General features: G+C 59.8%; 13 protein-coding genes. 9 read left to right on the top strand and 4 right to left on the bottom strand.

The features are described 5' to 3' along the window. Nucleotides 1-7 precede the first annotated feature (7 nt). From tssC to tssA, 3 genes are read right to left on the bottom strand one after another with little or no spacing between them, the layout of a single operon-like run. A complete protein-coding gene (gene tssC, locus H096_RS26770) occupies nt 8-1,483 on the bottom strand; it encodes a type VI secretion system contractile sheath large subunit (RefSeq protein WP_033902359.1) in 1,476 nt (491 codons plus the stop codon). A 28-nt stretch (nt 1,484-1,511) separates the two neighbouring features. After that, nucleotides 1,512-2,009 carry a type VI secretion system contractile sheath small subunit gene (gene tssB, locus H096_RS26765; protein WP_033902358.1) on the bottom strand — a complete coding sequence of 166 codons (498 nt, stop codon included), beginning with the start codon at nt 2,007-2,009 and terminating at the stop codon, nt 1,512-1,514. A gap of 32 nt (nt 2,010-2,041) precedes the next feature. Next, nucleotides 2,042-3,592 (bottom strand): type VI secretion system protein TssA, encoded by a 1,551-nt coding sequence (gene tssA, locus H096_RS26760; RefSeq protein ID WP_082461875.1) that lies wholly within the window; start codon nt 3,590-3,592, stop codon nt 2,042-2,044. Nucleotides 3,593-4,072: 480 nt separating this feature from the next. On the opposite strand from tssA, the gene H096_RS26755 reads away from it, so the two are divergent. Continuing rightward, entirely contained in the window at nt 4,073-4,588 is a 516-nt protein-coding gene (locus tag H096_RS26755; protein WP_033902356.1) for an Hcp family type VI secretion system effector, read from the top strand. 52 nt (nt 4,589-4,640) lie between these two features. On the opposite strand, the gene H096_RS26750 is transcribed toward H096_RS26755, so the two are convergent. Next, nucleotides 4,641-5,462 (bottom strand): aldo/keto reductase, encoded by an 822-nt coding sequence (locus H096_RS26750; RefSeq protein ID WP_033902355.1) that lies wholly within the window; start codon nt 5,460-5,462, stop codon nt 4,641-4,643. A gap of 106 nt (nt 5,463-5,568) precedes the next feature. On the opposite strand from H096_RS26750, the gene H096_RS26745 reads away from it, so the two are divergent. The 8 genes from H096_RS26745 (at nt 5,569) to H096_RS26710 (ending at nt 14,062) form a co-directional block, all read left to right on the top strand. Next, on the top strand, nt 5,569-6,063 hold the full coding sequence (locus tag H096_RS26745) for a DUF1543 domain-containing protein (RefSeq protein WP_033902354.1): 495 nt from the start codon (nt 5,569-5,571) through the stop codon (nt 6,061-6,063). Nucleotides 6,064-6,160: 97 nt separating this feature from the next. Continuing rightward, a complete protein-coding gene (locus H096_RS26740) occupies nt 6,161-7,261 on the top strand; it encodes a polyamine ABC transporter substrate-binding protein (protein ID WP_033902353.1) in 1,101 nt (366 codons plus the stop codon). A gap of 25 nt (nt 7,262-7,286) precedes the next feature. Next, nucleotides 7,287-8,705 (top strand): aminotransferase, encoded by a 1,419-nt coding sequence (locus H096_RS26735; protein WP_033902352.1) that lies wholly within the window; start codon nt 7,287-7,289, stop codon nt 8,703-8,705. Nucleotides 8,706-8,770: 65 nt separating this feature from the next. Beyond that, nucleotides 8,771-9,619 (top strand): helix-turn-helix transcriptional regulator, encoded by an 849-nt coding sequence (locus H096_RS26730; RefSeq protein ID WP_033902351.1) that lies wholly within the window; start codon nt 8,771-8,773, stop codon nt 9,617-9,619. A gap of 88 nt (nt 9,620-9,707) precedes the next feature. Further along, complete coding sequence (locus H096_RS26725) at nt 9,708-9,989, top strand: peptidylprolyl isomerase (RefSeq protein ID WP_010210937.1); 282 nt, start codon at nt 9,708-9,710, stop codon at nt 9,987-9,989. Nucleotides 9,990-10,119: 130 nt separating this feature from the next. Further along, nucleotides 10,120-11,979 carry an extracellular solute-binding protein gene (locus H096_RS26720; RefSeq protein WP_033902350.1) on the top strand — a complete coding sequence of 620 codons (1,860 nt, stop codon included), beginning with the start codon at nt 10,120-10,122 and terminating at the stop codon, nt 11,977-11,979. Beyond that, complete coding sequence (gene yejB / locus H096_RS26715) at nt 11,979-13,040, top strand: microcin C ABC transporter permease YejB (RefSeq protein WP_016976573.1); 1,062 nt, start codon at nt 11,979-11,981, stop codon at nt 13,038-13,040. The genes H096_RS26720 and yejB overlap by 1 nt, the downstream gene beginning before the upstream one ends. Then, on the top strand, nt 13,040-14,062 hold the full coding sequence (locus tag H096_RS26710) for an ABC transporter permease (RefSeq protein ID WP_033902349.1): 1,023 nt from the start codon (nt 13,040-13,042) through the stop codon (nt 14,060-14,062). The genes yejB and H096_RS26710 overlap by 1 nt, the downstream gene beginning before the upstream one ends. Nucleotides 14,063-14,064: the final 2 nt, after the last annotated feature.

Here is a 14,064-nt window from a genome sequence, read left to right as displayed (position 1 = left end):
CCGCTGCTCATTCTTTATCGAGCTTGCCGACCAGGGACAGCGTGAAGTCGGCCCCCATGTACTTGAAGTGCGGCCGTACACTCAGGTTGACGCGGTACCAGCCGGGCTCGCCGTCGACATCACTGACAACGATGCGCGCCGCGCGCAATGGCCGTCGTCCACGCACTTCGGCACTGGGGTTTTCCTGATCGGCGACGTACTGGCGAATCCATTTATTGAGTTCCAGCTCCAGGTCTGTGCGCTCCTTCCACGAACCCAATTGCTCGCGCTGAAGAACCTTAAGGTAGTGGGCCAGGCGATTGACCACCATCATGTAGGGCAATTGGGTACCCAAGCGGTAATTCAGCTCGGCTTCCCTGCCCTCGGGACTGAGGCCAAAGTGTTTCGGCTTCTGCACCGAACTGGCGGAGAAAAACGCGGCATTATCGCTGCCTTTGCGCATCGTCAAGGCAATGAAGCCCTCTTGCGCCAGCTCGTACTCACGGCGGTCGGAAACCAGCACTTCCGTCGGGATTTTGGTTTCGATCTCACCCATGCTCTGGAAGTGATGCAGCGGCAAGTCTTCCACCGCACCACCGCTTTGCGGGCCGATGATATTCGGGCACCAGCGAAAGCGCGCGAAGCTGTCAGTCAGGCGCGTGGCAAAGGCGTATGCCGTGTTGCCCCACAGGTAATGTTCATGGCTGTTGACCACGTTTTCCTGATAAGCGAAGGTCTTGACCGGACACTCAACTGGATCGTAAGGCGTACGGAGCAGAAAGCGCGGCACGGTCAAGCCGATATAGCGTGCGTCTTCGCTTAGGCGAAAACTTTGCCATTTGGCAAATTGAGGACCTTCGAAGTGGTCCTTCAGGTCTTTCAGGTCCGGCAGGCCGGTAAAACTCTCCAACCCGAAGAACGCCGGCCCGGCAGCGGCGATGAATGGCGCATGGGCCATGCAGGCCACGCTGGATGCGTACTGCATCAGTTTCACGTCGGGTGCACTGGGAGACAGAAAGTAGTTGGCGATAATCGCGCCCACAGGCTGACCACCAAACTGACCATACTCAGCACTGTAGATATGTTTGTACAACCCGGACTGGGTCACTTCCGGTGAATCCTCGAAATCTTCCAACAGGTCTTGCCGGGAGACGTTCAGCAGTTCGATCTTGATGTTCTCGCGGAAGTTGGTACGGTCAACCAACAACTGCAATCCCTTCCAGGCGGCTTCCAGGGCCTGGAATTGCGGGTGGTGCAAAATCTCATCCATCTGCAGGCTGAGCTTCGTGTCGATCTCGGCAATCATCCGGTCGACCAAGCGTTTCTTGACGGGCTCACCACGATTCTGCGGTTTGATCAGCTCTTCGATGAACGCCGAGACGCCCCGCTTGGCAATGCCATACGCCTCGTCGTCTGCACTCAGCAGAGTCTGGGCAACGATGTTGTCGAGAATGCTGAATTGATCATCGGTGGGTGCTGGCAGTGTGTGTTGTTGTGTCGTCATGCGGTCAGTGTCCTTTTACTGAAAAATGTCAGGCGTCGGGGCTGTCCAGACCCAGCTCAGCCAGTACCCTGGCGCGGGACTCGTCATCCGCCAGGGCCTGCTCGATAGCCTTGCGAAAGCTCGGGGTGTTTCCCAAGGGTCCCTTGAGCGCCATCAGTGCCTCGCGCAACGCCATCAACTTGTGCAATTCGGGCACCTGCTCAACCAGGTTCGCGGGATTGAAGTCCTTCATTGCATTGATGCGCACCTGAATGGCCAACTCCTCAACACCTGAATCCTCCTGCAGGCGGTTGGGCACGTTCAGCGTCAGGCTCAACGCCTGCTTGGCCAGCACGTCATCAAGGGTGTTCTTGTCGATCGCGATGGGCTTGCGATCTTCGAGCTTGCGCACGTCCTCACGTTGGATGAAATCGCCCAGCACCAACAGTTTCAGTGGCAGTTCGACTTCTTCCTGCGCTCCGCCGATAGCGGGTTTGAACGTGATATTGATGCGTTCCTTGGGGGCGACCGAAGCTTCTTTGGCCATGGTGTCTCTCCTTTTTCAAGTGGCTCGAAAGCCTATTCAAGTACCGCTTCCAGATCGAAGAGGCACAGCCTGCGATGGGTGTCTTCCTTGCGCTCGCGCACGGCGTGGTTTTGTGGCAGCAGGTCGCAGCAGCGATACAGAAGCTGGGCAACTTGAAGTGCCAGCTCCGGTTCCCGGCGCTCAAGGCCTGTGCGTTGCAGTTCGTGGTCCAGGTGTTCGAGCTGGATCTTCGCCAGCTCATGCTTGCCCGCCTGCACACACAGGCGCGCCTGTGCCAGCCGCCAGTGAAAACGCGCGCGATCACTGCGAGCGGCGAGGCTGCCTTGCTTGAGTTCATGGATCGCGGCCTTGAGCCCATCCTTGCGCAACCTGGGCGCTACCGCCTGCAAGGCGAGCTCCCAGGGCTCGGCTTCGGAATCCACCACGGCGGCTGATTCGGGTACTTGCAAATGCCGGCTGACCTGCAGCGTGATCCAGTCACGGCTGGCGGCGTCGGCAAAAGGAACGCGGTCGTGAAAGCAGAACGACGGCAGGTCCGGCAAGCGTTGCAACAACAAGGCGAAGACAACTTCCAACTCGAGCATGGCCTGTTCGGCCTGCAAGGCTTCCAGGCATTGCCAGAGCATGCGCAACCCATCGAACCAGAACATGGCACCGGCCAGACTGGCCTCGAGTTCAAGTACCAGGTCGGCGTAATGCCCTTGGGCAAAACGCTCCTGATAACGCTTGAGCTTGTCAGGGGCAGGCCCGCGCAACGCGGTCACCCGTTCGTTGTCGGCATCCGGGTAGCTGGCCAGTACCAACCAATTCAATGTTCGGTTGAGGCGCAAGGCGCGCAGGTCGGTAGCGTTCTGGCGCAACCACCAGGTACACAACGGGCGGGCCTGCTCCTGCAAGGTACGTAGCAACTTGCTGGCGTCTTTTTCGTTATTCACAACGGCTTCGGGTTTGAGCAATTGGCTGGCCGCTTGCTGGACCTGCGCAATGACACCGCTTAACCCCGCCGCCGGGGTATCGTCCTGAGCCGCACGCTCCAGTCGTTGAGCCAATTGCCTGCGAATCGGCAGCAGCAACGGCGCGTCATCCGCGAAGTGCTTGGCCCATAGCTCATCGAGACCTTTGAGTTGCTCCAGTACAGCGCGAAACAAGGGCTGCTGGTTCTGCAACGGCAAGCCTTGCGCGAACAAAGGCTCGAGGCGCAACACCAACCAAGCGAATGCTGCGCCACGGGTACGCAGCTTTTCGGGGTAGGCCACCGACCAATGATGCTCGCAGAGATAGCGCAACATCCCGAGCCCCGCCAGCAGCCCTGGATAGGATTCGCGCTGGTGCAAGGCCCAGGTCAACCAGACCGCCACGCGTAGATCCTTGGATTGTTGCCGTAACAGGCCTTCGCTGGTTTCCAAAACCTTGTGCCAATCCGGCTGACTGCTGCCATGGATCGATTGCGCCTTTGCCAGCTCGGACTCCAAGGTTTCATACTCACTCGAAAAGCGCATATCGCTGCCCGCAAAACTTGTTTGCGCACAAGGCAACCTTGCAACTTCAAGATAGTAATCACACAGCTTGTCCGAATACGACATTCAACACCTGGCGCAACTAACCAAAACAGGGAAAAGCCAACTAGCGACACTTAAAAAGCACACCAACAGGCCATCTTAACCTTGCTGTAATTCCTGCAAAGCTCCCAAACCTTAGCCACGCCAAAAGCATTCAGCAAGCGACAGAATAATACTTAATCCTTTTCCTACAACCCCGCAAACAAAGCCACTGCGCAGCATTTTGCGCACTGACGCAGGGGTGCGATTTAAACTCTATTACGACCTCCCTATTTAACCCGCGTGTGCACCGAGCAATTAAATGCACACCTCTGCGCAACTAAATACGCCATATAACAACCAAAACCATCTCGTTTGATTAGCACCCCAGACTTATTTAGCGCCAACCCCCCGTATTTATTAATCCACCCACTTTCAGGCACGCTTCTTGTAGTAACAGGGACTTGCCCAACCGGTGTCATGATCGGTTGGGACTACCTCTTCAATCAGACAAGGAAACCCGTCATGCCAACACCCGCCTATCTTTCCATCACCGGTGTCAAACAAGGTTTGATCACGGCAGGCACGTTTACCCAGGACTCGGTAGGTAATATTTACCAGGAAGGCCATGAGGACCAGATCCTGGTCCAGGCGTTTGCTCATCAGGTGATCATTCCCCGCGATCCTCAATCCGGCCAGCCCACCGGCCAGCGGGTCCACAAACCCATGATGATCAGCAAAGTCTTCGATAAATCCTCCCCATTGCTGTTCAGCGCACTGACCAGCGGCGAAGAGGTCAAGTGCCGGCTGGAATGGCTGCGCACCTCGTCCGCCGGCACCCAGGAGCACTACTTCACCATCGAACTGGAGGGCGCGACCATCGTGGATATCCAGTCACGCATGCCCAACTGCCAGGACCCGGACAACGCCCACTTCACCCACTTGGAGGATGTGTATTTCACCTACCGCAAGATCGTGTGGACCCACGAAGTGTCCGGCACTTCCGGGTCCGATGACTGGCGCAGCCCGGTTACGGGTTAAACCGGATTAACCAGGGAACGGTGCCAAGGGAGGCGCCGTTCCTGACCGCGGGCTAAACCATCGCCAGAGGGTGCTTGCGCTTGGGTGCGCCAAACACGCGGTCAATCGCGTCGAGGTCGTGCTCATCCAGCACCAGCTTGGCGGCGGCTGCGTTGAGCCGCACGTGCTCTGGGGTGACCGCCTTGGGGATCGCGATCACACCGTCTTGGCGCAACACCCAGGCCAGTGAGACCTGGGCGGGCGTGACCTCATGTCGACGGGCGATCTGCTTGAGGGTCGGGCTGGACAACAACTCGCCACCCTGGGCAATCGGACAGTACGCCATCAAGGGCAAGTGATGCTGTTGCCACCACGGCAGCAGGTCAAATTCGATGCCGCGCTCTTCGATGTTGTAGAGCACCTGATTGGTGGCGCACGCCGGGGATGCGAGTTCCTGCAGATCGGCCACATCGAAATTGGAGACGCCCCAGCGGCCGATCTTGCCGACTTCACGCAGGCGTTCGAAGGCTTCGACGGTTTCCTCAAGGGGGTGTTGGCCGCGCCAGTGCAACAGATAGAGATCAATGTAGTCCGTGCCCAGGCGCTGGAGGCTGGCTTCACAGGCCCGGGGCACGCCCTTGTGGCTGGCATTATGCGGGTAGACCTTGCTCACCAGGAACACCTGGTCGCGCCTGCCGCGAATGGCTTCGCCGACGACCGTTTCGGCGCCGCCCTCACCGTACATTTCGGCGGTATCGATCAGGGTCATGCCCTCGTCGATGCCCAGTTGCAAGGCCGCGACTTCGGCGCGGTGCTGGTCGGGATTTTCGCCCATGCGCCAGGTTCCCTGGCCGATGACAGGGACGGGGACGCCCGCCAGATCAATGGTACGCATGACAACCTCCTGATGAGTTCGCGGATTAACAGTGTGGCATTGACCGGACAAAAGGGTTCAATCGAAGTAAGGTTAGCCTCTGCCAAGCCACCAGGAAGAACCTGTAATGCTGTTTGTCGTCATGCTCGGGGGCAAGCACCCACGGGCAAAGATTGAAGTGCACGATGTGGTGTTTGCGGTCGCGGACACGCTGGAAGCGACCTACCCGCAACTGCGCGCCGACTGGTTCGGCAGCCCCAAGGGTGTACATATCGATGCCTGGATGGCCGTGGAGGGCGTCGACGGCTGGAAAGTCGAACTCAGCCATCTGGCCCCTGCTGCTGGGGCGCACCACCTGTACTTCATCAACCTTGGCGGTTACGAGTCCAATAGCTTTGGTGAAGCCCACCACTACCTGCTGGTGGTCGCCCGCAACAAACAGGAAGCCATGAGCAAAGGCAAGCAACAGATGCTGCGCCACTGGTCCCAAGCCCACACCGATGGGGTGCTGGACATCGACGACTGCCTGCCCATTGATCTGGTGAGCGGTCGCTATATTCATCTGGTGCAGGGCCCGCACCGGCCGATCATCCAGCAGAACGACTACATCGTCCTGAGCTGAACCCTACCCGAACGGGGTATGGCGCCCACCGGCCACCTGCCTGACAGTGCAATCAGTCCCTCAGCCTGATAACAAGCACAACTCAAGGTGGGTCCCCATGCGTAAAGCCTTTATCGCCCTGTTCAGCGCCGCATTGCTTGCATCCTGCACCTTGAGCCAGGCCGCCGACGACCCAGGCAATACCTTGCGCATCTACAACTGGGCGGACTACATCGGCGACACCACCCTGGCCGATTTCGAGAAAGCCACGGGGATCAAGGTGGTCTACGACACCTACGACTCCTACGAAACCGTGCAGGGCAAGTTGCTTTCCGGACGCTCCGGGTATGACCTGGCCCTGCTCAACGCTTCCCTGGTACCGCTGCTGATCAAGGGCGGCGTCTTCCAGCCACTGGACAAGTCCCAGTTACCCGACTGGAAGAACCTTGATCCATTGGTGCTGAAAAGCCTGGAAGCCCACGACCCCGGCGTCACTTATTCCGCGCCCTACACCTGGGGCAGCAATGGCGTGACCTACAACGTCGACATGATCAAGGCGCGCATGCCGGACGCGCCTATCGGCTCCCTGGCGATGATTTTTGACCCGAAAGTGGTGTCGCGCTTCGCCGATTGCGGCATCACGTTCATGGACTCCCCCACTGACATGATTCCCCTGGCGCTGACCTACCTCGGCCTGGACCCCAACAGCGTCGCCCCAAAAGACCTCAAGGCCGCCCAGGACGTGTTGATGGCGGTGCGCCCGTACATCCGCAAATTCGACTCCAGCGGTTTCATCAACGGTTTGGCCAATGGTGATCTGTGCCTGGCCACCACCTGGTCCGGCGACTACGCCACGTCTCAGGCACGGGCAACGGAGGCCGGGGCCAAGATCACGCTGGACTATTTCATCCCCAAGGAAGGCTCGCTGATCTGGTTCGATAACTTCTACATCCCCGCCGATGCGCCCCATGTGGCCAACGCCCACCGGTTCATCGAATTCCTCCTGCAACCCAGCACCATGGCCGGCGTCAGCAACACCATCCACTACGCCAACAACAACCTGGCCGCCAAGCCCTTGGTGAATGCCGATATCCGCGACAACCCGGCCATCTACCCCGATCCGACGACGATGCAGCGCCTGTTCACCCAGAAAAGCCAGCCGCCGGCCGCTGTACGCCTGATCACCCGCACCTGGAACGCCGTCAAGACCGGCAAGTGACCCCCAGCCATTGAAGGTAAATGCCATGACTCTGCCAAATCCCGCTTTCTTCGCCCAGTTCGACCACGACAAACTGGACGCCGCCGACAAAGCCCACTACATGCACGGTTTCCACATGTTCGACGAACACCGTGAACAAGGCTCGTTGAACATCGCGATGGGCGACGGCGCCTACATCTATGACACTCACGGCAACCGTTACCTGGATGCGGTCGGCGGCATGTGGTGTACGAATATCGGCCTGGGCCGCGAGGAAATGGCCGACGCCATCGCCAACCAGGTGCGCCAACTGGCGTACTCCAACCCGTTCTGTGACATGGCCAACGTCACCGCCATCGAACTCTGCGCCAAGCTCGCCAGCCTGGCGCCCGGCGACCTTGATCATGTGTTCCTCACCACTGGCGGCTCCACGGCGGTGGACACGGCCTACCGACTGGTGCAGTTCTATCAGAACAGTCGCGGCAAACCGACCAAGAAGCACATTATCTCGCGCTTCAGCGCCTACCACGGCAGTACGTTCCTGACGATGTCGATTGGTAACAAGGCCGCTGACCGCGCGCCGGAATTCGATTTCATGAGCGACCTGTTCCACCACATCTCCTGCCCCAACTACTACCGGGCGCCGGAGGGGATGAGCGAGGCTGACTTCCTCGACTTCCTGGTGAACGAGTTCGAAGACAAGATCCTCACCCTCGGCGCGGACAATGTGGCGGCGTTCTTCGCTGAGCCGATCATGGGCTCCGGCGGCGTGATCATTCCGCCGCAGGGCTACCATCGGCGCATGTGGGAAATCTGCCAGCGTCATGACCTGCTGTACGTCGCCGATGAAGTGGTGACCTCATTCGGGCGCCTCGGTGCGTTTTTCGCCTCCGAAGAGGTGTTCGGCATGCAGCCCGACATCATCACCACCGCCAAGGGCCTGACCTCCGGCTACCTGCCGCTGGGCGCGTGCATTTTCTCGCAGCGTATCTGGCAAGTCATCGGTGAACCGGGCAAGGGTCGCTGCTTCACCCACGGTTTCACCTACAGCGGGCATCCGGTGAGTTGTGTGGCGGCACTGAAAAATATCGAAATCATCGAGCGGGAAAACCTGCTGGCCCATGTCGAAGAGGTTGGCGTGTATCTGGAACAACGCCTGAAAACCCTGGCCGACTTGCCCCTGGTAGGCGACATCCGCTGCCAGCGCCTGATGGCCTGCATTGAGTTCGTGGCGGATAAACGCACCAAGGCGCTGTTGCCGGACGCGGTCAACATCGGCGAAAAAATCCACCTGCGCGCCCAGGCCAAAGGCTTGTTGGTGCGCCCCATCGGCCATCTGAACGTGATGTCACCGCCACTGATCATCACCCACGCCCAGGTCGATGAGGTGGTGGAGACCCTGCGCCAGTGCATCCTCGACACGGCAGCCGAACTGCGCGCCAGCGGCGAGTACCAGGGCCGATGACCTATAGCGCCGAGCCCGTCTCGGCGTTGTGGCCTGGGCATCGACGGCCGGGTAGACTGGCCGTCATGACAACCACCAGCCCCGCCCCCTCCCTGCAGCAACTGGAAGCCTGGCACCACGCCCTGGGCCAGGCGCTTATTCATGTGGACGAGGCTTCGTTCCTCGAACACCTGGCCAGCGCGCTCTGCACGCTCACGCCCATCGAATCGATGATGATCAGCCTGGAGCGTCAGGGCCTGCCGCCGCACTTGCTGTACCAGCAAGGCATTCCCCGCACCTACCAGGACGAGATCATCCACCGCTACTTTTCCCGTGGCTACTTGCTCGATCCCTTTTGCCTGGCAGTGGACAAAGGCCTGGCCGAAGGTTTCTACCCCCTGGCCGAGATTGCCCCGGACGATTTTTTCAACAGCGAGTACTACAAGACCTATTACCTGCGCAGCGGCGGCGCCCAGGAGAGCTACTACATTGTCGACCTTTGTCCCCAGAGCAAGATTTCTCTGTGCATGTTCCAAGGCTTGAGCGCCGGGCAATTCACTGAGCCACAACTGGCGCTGCAGAAAGCCACCCAAGCCATGGTCCGCGAATTACTGCGCCGTTTCGGCACGAGCGGTGGCCTGACCAAAGTGATCAGCGACGACGCCTTCACCCAGACCCAAGCCCATCAGCAGATTGAAGCTGCATTCATGGAGTTCGGCAGCGGCGTATTGACCGTGCGGGAGCGTGAGATCGCCCACTTGATCCTGCGCGGGCATTCGGTGAAATCCACCGCGCAAGTGCTGGGCATTTCGCCGGAAACCGTGCGCATGCACCGTAAGAATCTGTACACCAAGCTGGCGATCAATTCCCAGGCCGAGCTGTTTGCGCTGTTTATCGAATGGCTGACCCGCAGTGGCGCCATGGCCCGCAGTTGAACCACTCAGGCAATCGGCGGGAACTTTGCCAGGAAATAACCGCCTGAATCCGGTAGGCTCACCCTTTTCATTCAAGGAGTTACTTCCCATGGCCAAAGCCACCGCCCGTCACATCCTCGTTTCCACTGAAGACAAGTGCAACGAACTCAAGGCCCAAATCGAAGGCGGCGCCGATTTCGCAGAGATCGCCAAAGCCAACTCCAGCTGCCCGTCCAGCCGCGACGGCGGCAACCTGGGTTCGTTTGGTCCAGGCCAGATGGTCAAGGAATTCGACACTGTCGTCTTCAGCGCCCCGGTCAACACCGTGCAAGGCCCTGTGAAAACCCAGTTCGGCTACCACCTGCTGGAAGTCACCAGCCGCCAGGACTGATCCAGTCCGCGCTGATGCTTTAAACAACGGCCCGCCTTTTGGTGGGCCGTTGTGCATGTGATGACTGGCGACGCTGATGCCGTTAGCGTACAAATCCCTTTTCTACTTCACACGGCGTTCAAGGCTGACAATGCGATTGGCTTTTTCCTACATTTTGAGTTCGACCCTGGCCCTGCTGCTGGCCAGCACCGCCGTGATCGCGGCACCTCAACCGTACCTGACCGTGTACGGCGAACCGGCCAAATACCCCGCCGGCTTTACCCATTTTGACTATGCCAACCCGAACGCCCCCAAAGGCGGCAGCCTGCGCCGCTCGGCCATCGAGATCGGGCGCTTTGACCACGTGTTGCCCTATATCGACAAAGGCATCGGCGTTTCCCAGGTCGACGGCTGGCTGTATGCGCCCCTGGCCCAGCGCTCCCTGGACGAGCCCTACACCGTTTACGGCCTGGTGGCCGAAAAGATGGAGCGCGCCGACGACGGCCTGTCGCTGCGTTTTTTCCTCAACCCCAAGGCCCGCTTTGCCGACGGCAAGGCCATCACCGCCGAAGATGTGCGCTACAGCTTCGACCTGCTGATGACCCAAGGCAGCCTGCGCTTTCGCACCCTGTTTGCCGACGTCAAGCACGTCGAAGTCGAGGGCGAACGCCAAGTGCGTTTCGATTTCTCCAGCAATGAAAACCGCACCCTGCCCCTGGACATCGCCACCCTGCCGGTCTTCCCGGAACACTGGTGGAAGACCCGCGACTTCGCCAATGGCGGCGGCTATGAAGCGCCTCTGGGCAGCGGCCCCTATAAAGTCAGCAAGATCGACTCCGGCAGCACCATCACCTTTACCCGCGATCCGAACTGGTGGGGCAAGGACCTGCCCGTCAGTCGTGGCCTGTATAACTTCGATCACCTGAGCCTGGAGTACTTCGGCGACACCGAAGTGGCCCGCCAGGTATTGCGCGGCGGTGCCTACGATTTCAACCGCGAGTTTTCCGCCACCGGTTACTCCATCGGCTACAACGGCCCGGCCTTGGATGACGGTCGCCTGCAACGCGCGCACCTGGCCAAGGAAATGCCGCAACCGGCCCAGGGTTATGTGTTCAATGTGCAAAAGCCGATGTTCAAGGACCGCCGCGTGCGCCAGGCCCTGGCGATGCTGTGGGACTTCGAATGGGCCAACCGACAGATGATGCGCAACATGTACATCCGCCAGCAGAGCTTCTTCTCCAACAGCCCGCTGGCGGCCAGCCAGCCGCCGACCCCAGAAGAACTGGCGATTCTTGAACCCTTGCGCGGCCAGGTGCCGGACGAAGTGTTCACCCAGGTGTTCAAGGCGCCGGTCACCGACGGCAGCGGCATGATCCGCGACAAGCAATTGCAGGCCCTGGCCTTGCTGGAGGAAGCCGGCTGGAAACCGGACGGCGACAAACTGGTGAATGCCGAGGGCGAACCGCTGGAATTCACTTTCCTTAATGCCCAAAGCGGCATGGAACGCCTGCTGCTGCCGTACAAGCGCAACCTGGCGCAAATCGGTATCACCCTGAATATCCGTCGTATCGACTCCTCCCAGTATGTGAACCGCGTGATGGCACGGGACTACGACATGATCGTCACCGGTTTCCCGGTCACCACCTCGCCCGGTATGGAGCTGTACAACTACTTCGGCTCGGCCGCCGCGTTCGATCCCGGCGCCAACAACTACATGGTGCTCAAGGACCCGGCCGTCGATAGCCTGATCAAGGGCCTGGTCAAGGCCGACACCCAGGCGCAGATGCTCACCTACGCCCATGCGCTGGACCGGGTGCTGCAATGGAATTACCTGTGGATCCCCAACTACTACCCGCCCGGCACGTCCGCCGCGTGGTGGAACCGCTTCGGCCGCCCGGCCATCGAGGCGAAAAACGACGAAGCCCTGGAAACCTGGTGGGAAATCAGCCCCACCCCACTGACCAACGAACAAATGAACGCTGAGCTGAAAAAACGCGGAGGGGCGCGCTGATGTTTGCCTATATCGTGCGGCGCCTGCTGCTGATCATCCCGACGCTGGTGATCATCCTGCTGGTGAATTTCGTGATCGTACAAGCGGCCCCCGGCGGCCCGGTAGAACAGGCCATTGCTCACTTGCAAGGCATTGGCGGCGGTGGCGTCGGTGGTTCCTCCGGCGAAGGCATCAGCGGCGGCTCCCGCGCCAGCCGTGGCCTGGACCCGAAGTTGATCGCGGACATCGAAAAACAATACGGCTTCGACAAGCCGGCACCGGAGCGCTTGTGGCTGATGCTCAAGAGCTACGCGCAGCTGGACTTTGGTAACAGCTTCTTTCGCGGCAAGACGGTGATTGACCTGATCCTGGAAAAGATGCCGGTGACCATCTCCCTCGGCCTGTGGGCCACGCTGATCACCTACCTGGTGTCGATCCCCTTGGGGATTCGCAAGGCGGTGCGCCATGGCAGCAGCTTTGATGTGTGGAGCAGCACCGCGATTGTCATCGGCTATGCGATGCCCGCGTTCCTGTTTGCGATGTTCCTGATCGTGGTGTTTGCCGGCGGTACCTCGCTGAACTGGTTTCCGGTGCGCGGGCTGGTGTCGGAGAACTTCGAAGAACTCAGCACCGTGGGCAAGATTGCCGACTATTTCTGGCACCTCGTATTGCCAGTCACCTCGCTGGTCATCGGCGGGTTTGCCACGCTGACCATCCTCACCAAAAACTCGTTCTTGAACGAAATCACGCGCCAGTATGTGGTGACCGCCCGTGCCAAGGGCCTGAGCGAACGGCGCGTGTTGTACGGCCATGTGTTCCGTAACGCGATGTTGCTGGTGATCTCGGGGATTCCCCAGGCATTCATCGCCGTGTTCTTCGCCGGTTCCCTGTTGATCGAGGTGATCTTCTCCCTCGATGGCCTGGGCCGCATGAGCTACGAAGCCGCCGTCTCCCGTGATTACCCGGTGGTCTTCGGTTCGTTGTTTATCTTCACGTTGTTCGGCCTCTTGATAAAACTCATCGGTGACCTCTGCTACACCCTGGTGGACCCGCGTATCGACTTTGCCGCGAGGAACGCCTAATGCTTAACCTGTCTCCGGTAGCGCGCCGCCGTTTCGAACGTTTCAAGAAAAACCGACGCGGCTGGTGGTCGCTGTGGCTGTTTATCGGCCTGTTTATCCTGACCCTCGGCGGTGAGTTGATCGCCAACGACAAACCCCTGGTGCTGAGTTTCAAGAACGAACTGTATTTCCCGGTGTTCAAGCGTTACACCGAGCAACAGTTCGGCGGCCAGTTGCCCTTCCAGACTGACTACCGCAGTGACTACGTGAAAAAGCTGATCGAGCAGGACGGCGGCTGGATGCTGTTCCCACCAATCCCGTTCAGCGACGACACGCCCAACTACGAACTGACCCGCCCTGCCCCCAGCCCACCCTCGGCGGTGAACTGGCTGGGCACCGACGATCAGTCGCGGGATGTGTTGGCGCGGGTGATCTTTGGTGCGCGGGTGTCGATCCTGTTTGCCCTGGCGCTCACCGCGATCAGCGCCGCCATCGGTATTGCAGCCGGTGCGTTGCAGGGTTATTACGGCGGCTGGGTGGATTTGATTGGCCAGCGCGTGCTGGAGGTGTGGTCCGGGCTGCCGGTGCTGTACCTGCTGATCATCCTGTCCGGTTTTGTCGAGCCCAATTTCTGGTGGCTGCTGGGGATCATGGCGCTGTTTTCCTGGCTGGCCCTGGTGGACGTGGTGCGCGCCGAGTTCCTGCGCGGGCGCAACCTGGAATACGTCAAGGCCGCACGGGCCTTGGGTTTGGGTGATGGCAAGATCATTCGCCGGCATATCCTGCCCAATGCCATGACCGCGACCTTGAGCTACCTGCCGTTCATCCTGACCGGCGCGATTTCTACCCTGAGCGCCCTGGATTTCCTCGGTTTCGGCATGCCGGCAGGCAGCGCCTCCCTGGGCGAGCTGATTGCCCAGGGCAAGCAGAACCTGCAAGCGCCCTGGCTGGGCCTGACGGCGTTCTTCACACTGGCGCTGATCCTGTCGCTGCTGGTGTTTATCGGCGAGGCATTGCGTGATGCCTTCGACCCACGCTCATGAGT

This window comes from Pseudomonas sp. FH1 (assembly GCF_000510895.2).
Lineage (GTDB): Bacteria > Pseudomonadota > Gammaproteobacteria > Pseudomonadales > Pseudomonadaceae > Aquipseudomonas > Aquipseudomonas azotoformans_A.
Note: the sequence above shows the minus strand (reverse complement) of the source record. Positions and strands in the feature narration are given on the sequence as shown.